Consider the following 16,846-nt stretch of genomic DNA (forward strand, 5'->3'; position numbering starts at 1 on the left):
TCAGTAAAAAATATGATGAAGATCGCATTTTAAAAAGAAAACCTGTTTTCTGATTAACACACTGATTTTAGATAAAAAAATCGGCACCTCAGTGCCGATAATGTTTATTTATTCTTGCATGTTATGCCGTAATTTCACGAATATCCTCAGTTGAGGCATTATTCATCACGGGAAACGTCTACATTTAATTTGGTTAAAAAAGAAATGTTAGACGCTGCTAAATGTATAAAAAAAGCTTTTCTATAGCAACAGCCAAAGGTGAGAATATGCTAGAATGCGCCCCGATTTTATAGAACAGCAAATCTAACAGAGAGCAAATTATGGCAGGTATTTATCCGCTGAATGGTCGCCTTCAACATTATGTGTGGGGCGGTGAACGTTATATTCCTCATTTATTGCATATTGATAAAACTGAATCTCACTATGCCGAATACTGGCTTGGCGCTCACCCTTCGGCACCGTCACAGATTCTTTACGCACAAGAGGAAATATCGTTAGGCGATTTTTTACACCAAAATCCCACCGCACTTGGACAACAAAGCCGCCAATTATTTGGGGATAATTTGCCTTATTTACTGAAAATTTTAGATGTCGCCAATCCTCTTTCCATTCAGTTACACCCAACCAAAGAACAGGCCGAAATTGGCTTTGCGCAAGAAAATGCCGCAGGCATTCCGTTAAATGATCCGAAGCGCACCTATAAGGACGATAACCATAAGCCGGAAATGATGATTGCTTTGTCCGATTTTTGGCTTTTACATGGTTTTAAAACCAAGGCCCAAATTCTCGATACGTTACGTCAACGCCCGTCACTTGCGGAACTGGCAACAAAATTAGCCTCGCAGAATTTAGCGGATTTTTACGCTGACATTATGTTGGCAACACAAGATCAATTAGCGCAATGGCTCTTGCCGATTATTGATAGCCAACAGAAGGCTTACGAGCAAAATCAGCTTGCTATGCAGAATCCTGATTACTGGGTGCTTTACACATTGCACGCCATGAATATTTCCCGAGACAAACTGGATGCGGGTTTAATGAGTTTCTACCTGTTCAATATTGTGAATTTGCAGGTTGGCGAAGGTATTTTCCAAGCAGCCGGCGTGCCACACGCTTATTTACGCGGACAAAATATTGAACTAATGGCCTGTTCCGACAATGTCATTCGTGGCGGTCTAACGCCAAAACACGTTGATATCGAACAATTGCTAAAAATCATCGATTGTAGTGAAATTGTCCCTCAGATTATCGCGCCGGCGCCTAAAAATCAGGTTTACACCTACCCGATGCCCATTGCCGATTTTGCCTTGAGCAATATGCCTTACGCAAAAAACACCGAGATTTCCGACCGCACTTTAAACGGCACGATTCTCTTAGTGATAGTGGGCGAAATAACCTTGGAAGCCGCACAACAAAAACTCACTTTGAAACAAGGGCAAGCGGCGTTCATTGAAGCAGATACAGACTATCGCGTGCATGGCATACAAGAAGGTTATGCCGTGCTCGCAGGATTACCGATTTAAATTCAATTTATTTTCCCCTCGCCTATTTACGGGAAAGGGGAAAAATTCATATTTTTATTAGTTATTCAAGAAGAAAATACATCAAAAATAGGAACATTATGACCGAACAAACCTTTATCCTCGGCAAAGACGCCGCCCTTGAGGAAAGTATTGAAAAATTTCAACAAAAACTGACCGCACTTGGCTTTCACATTGAAGAAGCCTCGTGGTTAAATCCCGTACCTAATGTGTGGTCGGTCCATATTCGTGACAAAGACTGCCCGCAATGTTTCACCAACGGCAAGGGTGCCAGTAAAAAAGCGGCATTAGCTTCGGCATTAGGCGAATATTTTGAGCGTCTTTCCACCAACTATTTCTGGACGGATTTCTATTTAGGGCAAGATATTGCCAACAGCGATTTTGTGCACTATCCGAACGAAAAATGGTTCCCGATTGAAGACGAGGCATTGTTGCCTCAAGGGATTTTAGACGCTCATTTATTTGAACATTTCGATCCGAATCAGGAGCTGACTCCTGAACTTTTAGTGGACTTGCAATCGGGTAATTATGAGCGAGGTATTGTCGCGCTGCCTTATATACGCCAATCGGATCAACAGACAGTGTATATTCCGCAAAATATTATCTCTAACCTCTATGTTTCCAACGGTATGTCCGCCGGCAACAGCCAATTTGAAGCCCGAGTGCAGGGATTGTCCGAAGTGTTTGAGCGCTATGTGAAGAATAAAATTATCGCAGAAGCGATCAGCCTGCCGTTAATTCCACAAGAAGTGATGGCGCGTTATCCGTCCATTCAAGCCTCTATCGACAAACTGGAACAGGAAGGTTTCCCGATTTTGGCGTATGACGCTTCTCTTGGCGGTCAATACCCGGTGATTTGTGTCATTTTGCTCAACCCAACCAATGGCACGTGTTTTGCCTCTTTCGGGGCACATCCAAACTTCCAAGTGGCATTAGAACGCACCGTCACCGAATTATTACAAGGTCGCAGCCTAAAAGAGTTGGACGTTTTCGCCCCGCCGTCATTCAATAACGATGATGTGGCAGAACACGCCAATTTGGAAACCCACTTTATTGATTCCAGCGGTTTAATTTCTTGGGATTTATTCAAAAACACACCGGATTACGAGTTCGCCGATTGGGATTTCTCCGGCAAAGATACCCATGAAGAATATAATAACCTCATGGCGATTCTCCACGAGGAAAACAAAGAGGTTTACATCATGGACTACAATCACTTAGGTGTTTACGCCTGTCGCATCATCGTGCCGGGCATGTCCGATATTTATCCTGCAGACGACTTAATTTACGCCAACAGCAACATGGGCATGGACTGGCGCGAAATCCTGTTGGACTTACCGCACTTCCACCACGACCAAGAAACCTACCAAGAACTCTTGGATGAACTGGATGAACAAGGCATTGACGATGCCACCCGCGTGCGTGAATTTATCGGCGTCGTGGCACCGAAAGCCAGCGGCTGGACAACCTTGCGCATCGGCGAATTAAAATCCATGCTTTATCTCGCGTTAGGCGACTTGGCAATGGCGTTAGACTGGGCGAACTGGACATATAATATGAACAGCTCCGTGTTTACCGCCGAACGCGCCAACTATTATCGTTGCTTAATCAGCAGCCTTGAATTGTTTATGGATGAACACCGCGATCCGCAACAATATCGTCCGGTGTTCGAGAAAATGTACGGTAAAGACGCGGTGGCGTTTGCGTGGGCCGCGATTCAAGGGGGAAATCCGTTCTATAATTTGCCTGCTAGCGATGAAACCCTTGCCAATTTCGATGAGCATCAAAAATTACTGGCTGCCTACGCCAAATTACAAAAAGCAAAACGCGAAAATTGGTCATAAAGTGCGGTCGTTTTTAAAAACGTTTTTGAAGGGCGAAAAATATTCGCCCTTTTATTTTCCGAAAAATTTTCGTTCTGTGATCTAACACATGGAAATAGAAAGCGGTTCAGGCTATGATTCAACTAATTGTTTCACATAAATTAGAGGAGGTTCTTTATGCAAACTTGGGCAGCTGAAATGTGGCAAGCCGCGTTAATTGGTTTAGTGGTTGGTTTTGTTATTGGTTATTTCTTATTACGACTCACAAAAGAGTCCGCCAAAAAACAAGTGAAAACCGAAGCGGAATTGCGAGTCGCAAAAGAGCAATTGGAAAGCCAAAAACAACAATTGGAAAAACATTTTGCGGAAAGCGCCGATTTGTTGAAATCTCTCGCACAAGATTATCAAAAACTGTACCAACATCTTGCTCGCTCCTCGAATCAACTACTGCCGGAATTGAATGACAGCACCTTGTTTCAACACAGTTTACTGGATGAAAAAGGCAACGTTTCCCCGTCTAAAACAGAAGATCCACCGAAAGACTATTCCGAAGGTTCTTCAGGTTTATTCAAAGCAGAAAGATAATTCAACAAGCGCCCTTCAATTGAAGGGCGTTTTTATTTTTCTTAACATTCATTTTAACAAGTCACCGCACTTTTCTTTTTTTTCATGAATTAAATAAAAAAACTGAGAACATTCAACCATTTTACTTGTCATAGTCATCACCGAAACTCATTGAGATTTCGTTTTTTATTTTTTGATTGGAGAACATTTAATGAAAAAACGCCATTTTGTTTTAACCGGTATTGCGCTCGGATTAAGCATTTTAACTACCCCAATGATGAGCCAAGCAGAAACGCCTGTTGCCATCGTAGCGGGACAACAACTCCCAAGCTTGGCACCGATGCTGGAAAAAGTATTACCTTCCGTGGTGTCTATTTCCGTCGAAGGAAAACAAACAAACCGTTCAGCTGAAATGGATGATGATATTCCGGAAGAATTTAAATTCTTCTTTGGCCCGGATATGTTCGATCGCAATCGCGCACCGCGTAATTTCAAAGGCATTGGTTCCGGTGCCATTATTAATGCGGAAAAAGGGTATGTATTAACAAACAACCACGTGATCAAAGATGCCGACAAAATTACCGTGCAATTACACGATGGCCGCGAATTTAAAGCGAAAGTGATCGGTGCTGACGAAATGTCTGATGTAGCATTGATTCAAGTAGAAAATCCGAAAAATTTGACCGTACTTAAACTCGCCGATTCCGATAAATTACGCGTAGGCGATTTCACGGTTGCGATTGGTAATCCGTTCGGCTTAGGACAAACCGTGACCTCCGGTATCGTGTCTGCTTTAGGTCGCTCCATGGGTTCTGACAGCGGCACATATGAAAACTATATTCAAACCGATGCGGCTGTAAACCGTGGTAACTCCGGTGGTCCGCTCGTCAATTTAAACGGGGAACTCATTGGTATTAATACCGCCATTATTTCCCCAAGTGGCGGCAATGCGGGTATTGCGTTTGCTATTCCGAGCAACATGGCGAACAATCTCGTACAACAAATTCTTGAATTTGGTGAAGTTCGTCGCGGTATGTTAGGCATTAAGGGCGGAGAATTAAATGCCGATTTAGCTCAAGCTTTTGACATTGAAGCGAAAAAAGGCGCTTTCGTGAGCGAAGTAATGCCGGGCTCTGCCGCCGATAAAGCAGGCTTAAAAGCCGGTGATGTCATCACGGCAATGAACGGACAAGCGATTTCTAGCTTTGCGGAAATGCGTGCCAAAATCGCCACTTCCGGTGCGGGTAAACAAATTGAGCTGACCTATTTACGCGATGGCAAATCCAATACCGCCAAAGTTACGTTACAATCAGACGATCAAAACCAAACCACAGCCAATAGCCTATTACCGGCATTAGACGGCGCAGAATTGAATAACTACGATGAAAAAGGCGTAAAAGGCGTGTCTATTAGTAAAATCAAACCAAACTCCTTAGCGGAACAACGTGGTTTGAAAAATGGCGATGTGATCATTGGTATTAACCGCCAAAAAGTTGAAAACTTAGGTCAATTGCGCAAAGCCTTGGATAGCAAACCATCTGCTATTGCGTTAAATATCATCCGTGGTGACAGTAATTTCTATTTATTAGTGCAATAAAGCATTTTTAAAAAACAAAAAAGGCGAATTGATTTCGCCTTTTTTATTATAAAAATCACCGAGAAAAACGACCGCACTTTTACTCGCCGGATAACATAAAACTTTCCCGCAATTGCTGTAATTGATCTCGCACCGCAGCGGCTTTTTCAAATTCCAAATCTTGCGCAAATTTATACATTTGCTGTTCCAATTTCTTAATTTGTTGTTGATATTCCTTCGGAGATGTAGGTAGTGCATAAAGTGCGGTTGGTTCTGCCACCATTTTTCCGCGTTGTTTATTGGCTTTCGCTTTTTGATTGGCGCCCTGACCGATATCTAACAATTCACCCACTTTTTTATTTAACGCCTGCGGCACAATGCCGTGTTCTTCATTATATTTCGTTTGTTTTTCACGGCGGCGATTGGTTTCCGTAATGGCTTTTTCCATAGACTTAGTGATGCTGTCCGCATACAAAATCGCTTTACCATTCAAGTTTCGCGCGGCACGTCCGATGGTTTGAATTAAGGAACGTTCGGAGCGCAAAAAGCCCTCTTTGTCTGCATCTAAAATCGCCACGAGGGACACTTCGGGAATATCCAAGCCTTCCCGTAATAAGTTAATCCCGACCAATACATCAAATTCGCCTAGGCGCAAATCACGGATAATTTCCACACGCTCCACCGTATCAATATCGGAGTGCAAATAACGCACACGAATCCCGTGTTCATCCAAATAATCCGTTAAATCTTCCGCCATTTTTTTAGTCAGCGTTGTCACTAAAACGCGCTCATTTTTATCCGCTCTTTGACGCGCTTCAGAAAGCAAATCATCCACTTGAATAGACACCGGACGAATTTCAATTTGCGGATCCAGTAAGCCCGTTGGGCGCACTACCTGATCGATAATTTCTGCACCGGATTTTTCTAGCTCATAAGGCCCCGGGGTAGCCGAAACATAGATGGTTTGCGGAGCCAAACGTTCAAATTCCTCAAAACGTAACGGGCGGTTATCCAACGCCGAAGGCAAACGGAAACCATATTCCACCAACGTTTCTTTACGGGAACGGTCGCCACGATACATCCCACCGATTTGCGGTACCGTGACGTGAGATTCGTCAATAATTAAAATGGCGTCAGACGGCATATAGTCAAATAAGGTCGGCGGCGGTTCACCTTCATTTCTGCCCGACAGATAACGTGAGTAGTTTTCAATCCCCGAGCAATAGCCCAATTCGTTCATCATTTCAATATCAAATTGAGTACGTTGGCTAATGCGTTGTTCTTCTAACAATTTATTCTCTTTAATGAAATATTCCCGTCGTTGCGCCAGTTCCACTTTGATTTTTTCAATGGCATCTAAAATGCGCTCGCGCGGTGTGACGTAGTGCGTTTTTGGATACACGGTGAAACGTGGCACGATACCAAAGCTGCTTCCTGTGAGTGGATCGAAAAGACTCAAGCGCTCAATTTCATCATCAAATAATTCGATACGTACTGCGCGCTCATCGGATTCTGCCGGGAAAATATCGATAATTTCCCCGCGCACACGAAATGTACCGCGCTGAAACGCCTGGTCGTTACGCGTATATTGCAATTCTGCCAACTTCGCCAAAATCTGACGCTGATTGATTATCGCCCCTTGCTGCAAGTGCAACATCATTTGCAAATAAGAATCCGGGTCGCCCAAACCATAAATAGCGGAAACCGAGGCAACCACGATAGTATCTCGACGCTCCAAAAAAGATTTGGTAGCCGACAAACGCATTTGCTCGATTTGATCGTTAATGGACGCATCTTTTTCAATGAAGGTGTCACTGCTCGGCACATAAGCTTCCGGCTGGTAATAATCATAGTAAGAAACGAAATATTCCACCGCATTTTCAGGAAAAAAGGCTTTCATTTCCGCATAAAGCTGAGCCGCAAGGGTTTTATTTGGCGCAAGCAACATGGCCGGTCGGTTTAACTGCGCAATCACATTGGCAATCGTAAAGGTTTTTCCGGAACCCGTAACGCCCAGTAAGGTTTGGTGAGCCAAGCCGTCTTCTAAATTTTCGGCAAGTTTGGCAATAGCTTGTGGCTGATCACCGGAGGGTTTGAAATCGGAATGAAGGATAAAAGGCTTGGTGTTAATTTTCTCTGACATAAAGTGAGGTCATTTTTTACGGTATATTCTAAATGCCGCGCATTTTAACACATTTATCACGCCACATTGAGTGATAAAAAATGAAGTTTTACACAGAGTTATATTTGTCAAGTGGTCGAAATCACAAATTTATAAAAAATTTTTAAAAATTTCTCTAGATTTTTGTTAACTATTTGAAAAATAAATAAATGTCATTTTACAATCAATTTTATATCGAATTTCAATAAAGCCTGATTTTATCGAGGATGGGATGCTTTTTAAAATAATAACTCACAAACTTATCCACAGACTTTGTGGATAGAAATATCGCACGAAAAACAGGGAAATATTTTTTAGGTTAGGTGTTGACAACCTATAGGTGGATAAGTAAGATACGCGACCTATCTTTTGATACCAAATTTATTCCTCCTTAGTTCAGTCGGTAGAACGGTGGACTGTTAATCCATATGTCGCTGGTTCAAGTCCAGCAGGAGGAGCCAGTTTTTTCTTTTGGATAGTTTTTATTTGTCTCCTTTTATAAAAGCTAAAGTATACCAAAAGAGTTTGAGCCCATAGCCTCCTTATGGGCTTTTATTTTTTCTGCTGAATCCTTTTTACTCTCGCCTCTTTTTATCTCGCAAATAATGTCGCACCTCCGCTTACCGGCAAAGTCGTTCCATAAATCAACGCTAACGCAAAGAAAATCAATATGACACCGGCAAAACATTTCGCCACAGCTTCTATATCTATGTTTGCAAAAGGTCGGCGATACCATTGCCCGATTTTAATCGCCGTTGAGCGAGCATAACGCACCAACAAAGCAAATGCCGATAACATGATTCCCGTGCCAAGCGACATCGCTAAAGTTGCCGCGATGCCCCAAGGGAACAAATCCAACATATAAGCAAGGAACAAAACAAAAATCGCACCGGAGCAAGGTCGCATGCCGATACTCAAAATAATCAATACGCTTTCCTTTATATTTACGTTTTGATTCAAAGCGTCGGGATCCGGAATATGTTGATGACCACAACCACAGTTAGCATGGTGTTCCGTATGAGTTTCTGCAAAAACAGTTGAAATCCCCACCGCACTTTTTTCAGCAGTTCGTATCTCATTTGTTATAGCGCGTTGAATCTTATGAATATGTAATTTCTGTTTTTTCTGTCGATGTTGTTTATACAGGATTTTCCCACTCTTCCAACACCAACTCAGCCCAAGCAAAATCACCAAAACATAAGCCGTTCGTTCCAACCATAATTGGCTTAAATTGAAGTAGGCGGAGGAAAGCTGCAAAATCAACACCACCACAGACACCGCCAAAATGGCAACCAATCCTTGAGCTAAAGAAGAGAAGAAAGTGATTTGCATACTACGTGCAAGCTTCGTCTGGTGAGTCGCTAAATAGCCGGCAATAATAAACTTGCCGTGCCCAGGCCCCAAGGCGTGAAACACACCATATAAAAAACTCACTAAAATGAGCAGACTGCCGGCATAAACCGGCTGTTGTTTAATGGCATGTAAATAAGCAGAGATGAGTTGATTAAATTCCCGTTGCCAGAGTACAACATGGGAAAATAACCATGGAAACAAATAAATACAGGCAAGTAGCAATATGCCTAACAATAGGAAATAAAATAAACGGGATTTCATGAATCTCTTAAAAACTATTTGCAAATTAACCGCACTTTTTGTGCAAACTGCGCGCCAAGGGTGTCATCTTCGTTGCGTTGAGACTGATCTAACGAGGAAGCGTAAGCTTTGAGCTTTTCATTAACATCAGGCTCCAGCACTTCGCCATGACAATTTTCCGGTAATTGAGAAAAATCGACAGCCGAATGAAAAGGCTGATCGTAATACATAGAAACATAATACGTCGGATCGTAAGTACTTAATGTAAATTCGTTATTCTGCAAAAGCTGCGGTTTTGACAACATAAAATCAAAATAATACAACACCTGCGCCCCACTGCTCTTCATGCCGTAATTTTGAGGTTTTGCGCTGTATTTTACTTTATTACCTTGTTTATCAAATAAGTAGCTAAAGTAATGTTCATTGACCACATTGCCGATAACCTCATCAATCAATTTCTGCAATGCTTTCTTGTCACCTTTTGCTTGTTTTACATCATATAACACAGCGGCTGAACTGGGCTCATCTAAAATCCATTGCATTGAAAAACCGACTAATTGTTGTTTGTCCACCAACACCTTCGTTTTCATGTCAATGAAGGCATGAGGATGCGCAAAAAGCGTTTGGGCACAAATTAACGTTATCAAAAATAAACTTATTTTTTTCACTGGTTCACCTTCCCGGTAAATTTGACTTCATTATTTTAGCATAAATAAAAATGCACCACAGTGCGCTCAAAAAAGCATCCATCATGAAAAAATCACCCGTTTTTTCTGATTTATATCAAACAAACCTAATTTTGCATTTTGCTTCTCACTGAAAAATCGATAACATTCAGCACCATCAAGTGATTGCTTGATATTCATAAAGTTCCTAAATAAAATAATCATAAATAGCTAAACTACTTTCCTACCTCTCTTCGGAGAGGTTTTTTTATGCCTAAAATTTTACTGCGATAAATTGGCACAACGGCAAACATCAAGTAGAATGAGCCGCCTGAATCATGACAATGATTTTTATGCTTTATTGTTTCTTTAGGGTCATTCCGCATGTAAAAACATCGACAAAAATGACCGCACTTTTCCCCTTAACCAGAGAAAAATTATGTCAACACAATTCGTTTACACGATGCACCGAGTAGGCAAAGTGGTTCCGCCGAAACGTCATATTCTAAAAGATATTTCCCTAAGCTTTTTCCCGGGCGCCAAAATTGGTGTGCTCGGTTTAAACGGCGCAGGTAAATCCACGTTGCTTCGCATTATGGCGGGCATTGATAAAGAAATCGAAGGGGAAGCGCGTCCGCAACCCGGCATTAAAATCGGTTATCTTCCGCAAGAACCAAAACTTGAACCGCAACAAACTGTGCGTGAGGCGATTGAAGAAGCCGTGGGTGACGTTAAACGTGCATTAACGCGTTTAGATGAAGTTTATGCCTTATATGCCGATCCTGATGCAGATTTCGACAAACTTGCCGCGGAGCAAGCCGAGTTGGAAGCCATCATTCAAGCGCATGACGGGCATAATTTGGATAACCAATTAGAACGCGCCGCTGATGCGTTACGTTTGCCTGATTGGGATGCCAAAATCGAACATTTATCCGGGGGTGAACGCCGTCGTGTGGCACTTTGCCGTTTATTGCTCGAAAAACCGGATATGTTGTTATTAGACGAACCGACCAACCACTTGGATGCGGAATCCGTGGCATGGTTAGAACGTTTCTTACACGACTACGAAGGCACTGTGGTGGCAATTACCCACGATCGTTACTTCTTAGATAACGTTGCCGGTTGGATCTTGGAGCTTGACCGCGGTGAAGGTATTCCTTGGGAAGGCAACTACTCTTCTTGGTTGGAACAAAAAGAAAAACGTTTGGCACAAGAGCAAGCGCAAGAATCTGCCCGCCAAAAATCCATTGAGAAAGAATTGGAATGGGTACGCCAAAATCCAAAAGGTCGTCAAGCAAAAAGCAAAGCGCGTATGGCTCGTTTTGAGGAACTTAATTCCGGCGAATATCAAAAACGTAACGAAACCAACGAACTCTTTATTCCACCTGGTCCACGCTTAGGCGATAAAGTGATTGAAGTGCAACATTTAAGTAAATCTTACGGCGACCGCACTTTAATCGATGATTTGTCTTTCAGTATTCCGAAAGGCGCTATCGTTGGGATTATCGGGGCAAACGGCGCGGGTAAATCGACTTTATTCCATATGCTTTCCGGCAAAGAACAACCGGATTCAGGTTCTATTATCTTAGGTGAAACGGTCGTGTTGGCCTCCGTGGATCAATTCCGTGATGCCATGGACGACAAGAAAACCGTGTGGGAAGAAGTTTCTAACGGACAAGATATTTTAACTATCGGTAACTTTGAAATTCCAAGCCGTGCTTATGTAGGGCGCTTCAACTTCAAAGGCGTGGATCAGCAAAAACGCGTGGGTGAACTTTCCGGTGGTGAACGCGGCCGTTTACACTTAGCGAAATTGTTGCAAGCCGGTGGTAACGTGTTGTTACTGGATGAACCGACCAACGACCTTGACGTGGAAACCTTACGCGCATTGGAAAATGCGATTTTAGAATTCCCGGGCTGTGCTATGGTCATCTCCCATGACCGCTGGTTCTTAGACCGTATCGCTACACATATTTTAGACTACGGCGACGAAGGCAAAGTGACGTTCTATGAAGGCAACTTCTCCGATTATGAAGAATGGAAGAAGAAAACCTTCGGTGCCGAAGCCCTTCAACCACACCGCATGAAATATAAACGTATTGCGAAATAAGCCTTTGTCGTTTAACCCTTAACCCCAGACTTCATTGAATCTGGGGTTATTTTTTATATTTCCTCAACATATTTACAACCACATTTCACTTATTTCTCATTTTGTGATTTTAATCACAGTCAAATGAAATAAAACCCTCTAAAATCAAAAAATGTAAATATATAAATTGTTTTATTTAATAACCCCAAACGTAGAGGAAACATCATGAAAAACATTGATTTATTAATTACATTAACTGCCCATGAGCGCGATTCAAATAATGTTACTATTGCTTTTACTGTCGGAATAAACGCCCTAGAAAAAGGCAAAGACACTGTCATTTTATTGCTTTCCGATGCCGTTCATCTCGGCGCTAAAAATTACGGCGATAAAATCGACATCGGCGCACCGTTCAAACCGGTTCGTGAGCTCATTGATACCTTTATAGCAAAAGGTGGTAGAATTGCCGTGTGTTCTTCCTGTATGCAACATAACGGCGTATCCGAAGAAAGCCTTTATCCTGAAGCAGAAATTGTGACTGCCAGCTTTATTACAGAATCCTTATTTGCTTCACAAAGACAACTTCAACTGAATTAATCTTTTTATATCGTTACAAATAAAAAAGCCATTAAACATCGCATTTAATGGCTTTATACACTTCAAATTGTTGAAACAAAGTTTATCTGCTGCCTTCCTCAATCACACGTGGAAACAGAATATTATTTTCCGTATGAATATGCATCATTAAATCATCCATAAATTCTTGAATCCCACTATAGAGGGCACGCCAAGTATTACACGCATCTGCCGGCGGCGTTAAGTTATTGGTCAACGCTTTTAATACATCCAAATGCTCACCGTGTTCAGCATGTTCATGTTCCATTACTTGAATCGGCATTCTTGCCATCGCATAATTTCCCATATTGATCATCGGAAACAAAATTTGCTCTTCTTTCATCATATGACTAGTTAAATCGGCATAAATATTTTGAATTTCAGCAGCAACGCCAATTGGACAATCATCACGATCGCCGTGAACGGATTCTACTCGCTCAGCCAAGACAAAAAGTTCAGAAAGCTGTTGTTTGTGACGTTCATGATAACGATGAATAATGTGCTCGATGATGTCTGCGTAAGGTGCTGTCAACCAACGTTGCTCATCATCCTGTTTTTTACTATTTTGTAGTTCAGTTAAACGTGCTTCAATTTCCGCTAAATTTAAATTTTTCTCTGCTACTGCAGCACCTAATGTATCGGCACCACCACAACAAAAATCTAAATCATATTCACGTAAAAGTGCGGTTGATCCCGGAATTGAAATCGCAATTTCACTTAATTTTTTATCGGCAAAAGACATAATAATTTCCCCCATAATTGTGGATAACAAAAAAAACCGACTGAAATAGTAAACTATTTAACAAGAAGATAAAGCGCTTTTTCAAAAAAAGTGATTTTGTATGATTCAGGTCAAAAGTCATACCTTAAAAGAGTAAGACAGAAAAAAGGGAAAAAAGGGTATGCTAAAGAACATCATTTTATTACCAGGACAAACCATGAACCGTTTATTTACAATGTTACTTGCCGCATGGCTGCCAATGTCTGCCTTGGCGCTAGAAAAAGAAGCCCGAGAAATGCCGAAAGGCGGGATTGATAAGGCGTTATTAGGACAAATTTTATTTTTTGATAACAACCTTTCTTTGCATGGTAATCAAAACTGTTCCAGTTGCCACAGCCCCGATACCGCCTTTGTTGATTTACGAGAAAACAGCGCAGACAAAATGGTCTCTCAAGGTGATGATCCGACGCGGTTCGGCACGCGAAATGCGCCAACCATGCTTTATGCAAGCTATGCACCGGAATTTCATTACGATGAGAAAATTCAGGATTATGTGGGTGGTCAATTCTGGGATGGGCGTGCTAAAAACTTAGCAGAACAAGCCGGCGGGCCGCCAATCAATCCGGTGGAAATGGGCATGCCAGACAAACTTTCCGTTGCTAAACGAATTTTCAATACACCAATGTATCTCACGCTCTTTACTCAACATTACGGTAAAGAGACTTGGGAAAGTGTAGATCGTGTTTATTCTGCCATGGAAGATGCCCTCGCTGTATTCCAACAAGAAAAACGTTTATTGCATCCTTTTGATGCTAAATACGATAAATCGCTACAAGGCAAATATGCGATGACCGCCCAAGAAGAACGTGGTAAACAATTATTTTTTGATAACACTAAAACCAACTGTAGCAACTGCCATCAAGCGCAACATGCCGAACACAAAGAAGAAACATTCACCAATTATCGCTACTACAACATGGGCGTGCCTAAAAATCAGCGTTTAATCGCACATAATCAGCTCAGCCAGGATTTTATCGATAACGGTTTATTGGATAACCCCATGGTCAACGGCGATCAACGCCAAAAGGGCAAATTCAAAGTGCCCACCCTGCGCAACATTGCCGTCACCGCACCTTATATGCACAACGGCGTGTTTAAACATTTACGCACCGTGTTGGAATATTTCGATCATTTCAACAACCCTGCGCGTAAACTGAATCCTGAAACTCAGCAACCTTGGGAAGCACCGGAATACGCCGAAACAATGAATCTTGAAGAACTCAAAGCCCCACCGTTAAGCGATGAACAACTGGATGACCTTGAAGCCTTTCTGAAGACCTTAACGGACGAACGCTACGAAACGCTACTCAAACAACAGTAAAAATGCTCGCCAAAATGACCGCACTTTTCTCTTCTCTCAGCACGAAAAGTGCGGTTAAAAATCCCGTTGTTTTTTGCTATAATCCCGCGCAATTTTGCTTCTAAGATTTTATTAATGAATGACTATGACAACGAATTATTCCGCCAACGAAATCACCGTTTTAAAAGACCTTGAACCCGTACAACTCCGCCCGGGCATGTACACCGACACCACCCGCCCAAATCACCTCGCACAAGAAGTTATCGACAACAGCGTGGATGAAGCCCTTGCCGGTTTTGCCACGAAAATCGAAGTGATTTTGCATAAAGATCAATCCATTGAAGTGATCGACAACGGGCGCGGTATGCCGGTGGATATTCACCCGGTGGAAAAAGTATCCGGCGTAGAAGTCATCATGAGCAAACTGCACGCCGGCGGTAAATTCTCCAATAAAAATTACACGTTTTCCGGTGGTTTACACGGGGTGGGAATTTCTGTGGTGAACGCCTTATCCGAGCGAGTTGATGTCACCGTTAAACGTAACGGCGAAGTGTATAAAATCGCCTTTGAAAATGGTCAAAAAGTGGAAGACCTCACCGTTATCGGTACCTGCGGTCGCCGCACGACCGGTACCACCGTGCATTTCAAACCGAATCCGAAATATTTCGACAGCGAAAAATTCTCCGTCAGCCGTTTACGTCATTTGCTCCGAGCCAAAGCCGTATTGTGTTCGGGGCTTGAAATTAAATTTATCGATAAAGTGAATAACACCGAAGACACTTGGCTTTATCAAGATGGCTTGAACGACTATTTAATGGAAGCAGTAAACGGTTTAGTCACCTTACCGGAACAACCGTTTATCGGTGAATTTAAAGGCGAAAAAGAAGCGGTATCTTGGGCGTTATTATGGTTGCCGGAAGGTGGCGAACTCATTGGTGAAAGCTATGTAAACCTGATTCCGACCGCACTTGGCGGCACACACGTCAACGGTTTGCGTCAAGGCTTATTGGATGCCATGCGTGAGTTTTGCGAATTCCGCAATTTATTGCCGCGCGGCGTGAAACTCGCCGCTGACGACTTATGGGATCGCTGCGCTTATGTACTTTCCCTTAAAATGCAGGACCCACAATTCGCCGGCCAAACCAAAGAACGTCTTTCCTCCCGTCAAAGTGCGGTGTTTATTGGCGGCGTTGTGAAAGATGCCTTCAGTTTATGGCTAAACCAAAACGTTCAAACTGCCGAATTGTTGGCGGATATGGCTATTAGCTCAGCCCAGCGTCGTTTACGCGCAGCCAAAAAAGTGGTACGTAAAAAACTGGTAAGCGGCCCTGCGTTACCAGGCAAACTCGCCGACTGCAGCTCACAAGATCTCAATCTAACCGAATTATTCCTCGTGGAAGGGGATTCCGCCGGCGGTTCTGCCAAGCAAGCACGGGAACGTGAATACCAAGCGATTCTGCCATTGCGCGGTAAAATCTTGAACACGTGGGAAGTCTCACCGGAGCAAGTGTTAGCCTCACAAGAAGTGCATGACATTGCCGTGGCACTCGGTATTGACCCCGACAACGATGATTTATCCCAATTACGCTACGGCAAAGTTTGTATTCTCGCCGATGCGGATTCGGATGGTTTACACATTGCCACCCTACTTTGCGCCCTCTTCCTACGCCATTTTCCGAAACTGGTAGAACAAGGCCATGTGTATGTGGCGATGCCACCGCTCTATCGAATCGACTTAGGCAAAGAAGTCTTCTATGCCCTCGATGAAAGCGAAAAAGACGCTATTTTGGATCGTCTCAAAGGGAAAAAAGGCAAGCCAAACGTACAGCGTTTTAAAGGGCTGGGTGAAATGAACCCAATGCAATTACGCGAAACCACGATGGATCCGAACACCCGTCGTTTAGTGCAACTCACCTTTGAAGCGCAAGGCGAAGAAAGCCAAGAAACAATGGAAACCATGGATATGCTACTGGCCAAAAAACGCGCTGAAGACCGCAAAAATTGGTTGCAAGCGAAAGGGGATCAAGTAGATTTGACTGTGTAAGAAGAAAAGTGCGGTGAAATTTTCAAACACTTAAAAACATTTCAAAAATCAACCGCACTTTAAATCTCCCCTCGCCCCTCTTTACAAAAGAGGG

12 protein-coding genes and 1 tRNA gene are annotated in these 16,846 nt (G+C 42.8%); 9 read left to right on the forward strand and 4 right to left on the reverse strand.

From position 1 onward, the window contains the following. Positions 1 to 320 precede the first annotated feature (320 nt). The 4 genes from manA (at position 321) to LQ983_RS01695 (ending at position 5,525) form a co-directional block, all read left to right on the forward strand. Positions 321 to 1,523 carry a mannose-6-phosphate isomerase, class I gene (gene manA / locus LQ983_RS01680; protein ID WP_109432939.1) on the forward strand — a complete coding sequence of 401 codons (1,203 nt, stop codon included), beginning with the start codon at positions 321 to 323 and terminating at the stop codon, positions 1,521 to 1,523. 98 nt (positions 1,524 to 1,621) lie between these two features. Then, complete coding sequence (gene ycaO, locus LQ983_RS01685; protein WP_109432938.1) at positions 1,622 to 3,385, forward strand: 30S ribosomal protein S12 methylthiotransferase accessory factor YcaO; 1,764 nt, start codon at positions 1,622 to 1,624, stop codon at positions 3,383 to 3,385. Between the two features lie 156 nt (positions 3,386 to 3,541). Beyond that, complete coding sequence (locus tag LQ983_RS01690) at positions 3,542 to 3,949, forward strand: YhcB family protein (RefSeq protein ID WP_109432937.1); 408 nt, start codon at positions 3,542 to 3,544, stop codon at positions 3,947 to 3,949. Positions 3,950 to 4,139: 190 nt separating this feature from the next. Continuing rightward, positions 4,140 to 5,525, forward strand: coding sequence for a Do family serine endopeptidase (locus LQ983_RS01695; protein ID WP_109103688.1), 1,386 nt, complete (start codon positions 4,140 to 4,142; stop codon positions 5,523 to 5,525). 79 nt (positions 5,526 to 5,604) lie between these two features. Here LQ983_RS01695 and uvrB read toward each other — a convergent pair whose 3' ends face one another. Beyond that, positions 5,605 to 7,647, reverse strand: a complete 2,043-nt coding sequence (gene uvrB / locus LQ983_RS01700; protein ID WP_230621419.1) for an excinuclease ABC subunit UvrB — start codon at positions 7,645 to 7,647, stop codon at positions 5,605 to 5,607. 403 nt (positions 7,648 to 8,050) lie between these two features. Here uvrB and LQ983_RS01705 point away from each other — a divergent pair. Beyond that, a tRNA-Asn gene (locus LQ983_RS01705) sits at positions 8,051 to 8,126 on the forward strand. A gap of 130 nt (positions 8,127 to 8,256) precedes the next feature. On the opposite strand, the gene zevB is transcribed toward LQ983_RS01705, so the two are convergent. Together zevB and zevA are read right to left on the reverse strand one after the other, a co-directional pair. Beyond that, positions 8,257 to 9,279 carry a nickel/cobalt transporter gene (gene zevB / locus LQ983_RS01710; RefSeq protein ID WP_230621420.1) on the reverse strand — a complete coding sequence of 341 codons (1,023 nt, stop codon included), beginning with the start codon at positions 9,277 to 9,279 and terminating at the stop codon, positions 8,257 to 8,259. Positions 9,280 to 9,293: 14 nt separating this feature from the next. Beyond that, positions 9,294 to 9,926 (reverse strand): zinc transporter binding subunit ZevA, encoded by a 633-nt coding sequence (gene zevA / locus LQ983_RS01715; protein ID WP_230621421.1) that lies wholly within the window; start codon positions 9,924 to 9,926, stop codon positions 9,294 to 9,296. A gap of 436 nt (positions 9,927 to 10,362) precedes the next feature. Here zevA and ettA point away from each other — a divergent pair, with 436 nt between their 5' ends. Together ettA and LQ983_RS01725 are read left to right on the forward strand one after the other, a co-directional pair. Next, positions 10,363 to 12,033, forward strand: coding sequence for an energy-dependent translational throttle protein EttA (ettA, locus tag LQ983_RS01720; RefSeq protein WP_230621422.1), 1,671 nt, complete (start codon positions 10,363 to 10,365; stop codon positions 12,031 to 12,033). Positions 12,034 to 12,237: 204 nt separating this feature from the next. Further along, positions 12,238 to 12,609 (forward strand): DsrE family protein, encoded by a 372-nt coding sequence (locus tag LQ983_RS01725; protein ID WP_048749642.1) that lies wholly within the window; start codon positions 12,238 to 12,240, stop codon positions 12,607 to 12,609. Positions 12,610 to 12,691: 82 nt separating this feature from the next. Here the strand turns inward: LQ983_RS01725 and ytfE are convergent, their stop codons facing one another. Continuing rightward, positions 12,692 to 13,369, reverse strand: a complete 678-nt coding sequence (ytfE, locus tag LQ983_RS01730; RefSeq protein ID WP_111294709.1) for an iron-sulfur cluster repair protein YtfE — start codon at positions 13,367 to 13,369, stop codon at positions 12,692 to 12,694. A gap of 196 nt (positions 13,370 to 13,565) precedes the next feature. Between ytfE and LQ983_RS01735 the strand changes: the two genes are divergently transcribed. Together LQ983_RS01735 and parE are read left to right on the forward strand one after the other, a co-directional pair. Beyond that, positions 13,566 to 14,729, forward strand: coding sequence for a cytochrome-c peroxidase (locus LQ983_RS01735; RefSeq protein WP_230622585.1), 1,164 nt, complete (start codon positions 13,566 to 13,568; stop codon positions 14,727 to 14,729). Positions 14,730 to 14,853: 124 nt separating this feature from the next. After that, entirely contained in the window at positions 14,854 to 16,752 is a 1,899-nt protein-coding gene (gene parE, locus LQ983_RS01740) for a DNA topoisomerase IV subunit B (RefSeq protein ID WP_230621423.1), read from the forward strand. Positions 16,753 to 16,846 lie beyond the last annotated feature (94 nt).

Origin of the sequence: Aggregatibacter sp. Marseille-P9115 (assembly GCF_920939465.1) — a bacterium.
GTDB classification, from domain to species: domain Bacteria; phylum Pseudomonadota; class Gammaproteobacteria; order Enterobacterales; family Pasteurellaceae; genus Aggregatibacter; species Aggregatibacter segnis_B.

Bases quoted from the DNA above. Each gene is read 5' to 3' on its own strand.
- manA (WP_109432939.1), top strand. From the start codon at position 321: ATGGCAGGTATTTATCCGCTGAATGGTCGCCTTCAACATTATGTGTGG.
- LQ983_RS01735 (WP_230622585.1), top strand. From the start codon at position 13,566: ATGAACCGTTTATTTACAATGTTACTTGCCGCATGGCTGCCAATGTCT.
- LQ983_RS01725 (WP_048749642.1), top strand. From the start codon at position 12,238: ATGAAAAACATTGATTTATTAATTACATTAACTGCCCATGAGCGCGAT.
- ettA (WP_230621422.1), top strand. From the start codon at position 10,363: ATGTCAACACAATTCGTTTACACGATGCACCGAGTAGGCAAAGTGGTT.
- zevB (WP_230621420.1), bottom strand. From the start codon at position 9,279: ATGAAATCCCGTTTATTTTATTTCCTATTGTTAGGCATATTGCTACTT.
- parE (WP_230621423.1), top strand. From the start codon at position 14,854: ATGACAACGAATTATTCCGCCAACGAAATCACCGTTTTAAAAGACCTT.
- ytfE (WP_111294709.1), bottom strand. From the start codon at position 13,369: ATGTCTTTTGCCGATAAAAAATTAAGTGAAATTGCGATTTCAATTCCG.
- LQ983_RS01695 (WP_109103688.1), top strand. From the start codon at position 4,140: ATGAAAAAACGCCATTTTGTTTTAACCGGTATTGCGCTCGGATTAAGC.
- uvrB (WP_230621419.1), bottom strand. From the start codon at position 7,647: ATGTCAGAGAAAATTAACACCAAGCCTTTTATCCTTCATTCCGATTTC.
- ycaO (WP_109432938.1), top strand. From the start codon at position 1,622: ATGACCGAACAAACCTTTATCCTCGGCAAAGACGCCGCCCTTGAGGAA.
- LQ983_RS01690 (WP_109432937.1), top strand. From the start codon at position 3,542: ATGCAAACTTGGGCAGCTGAAATGTGGCAAGCCGCGTTAATTGGTTTA.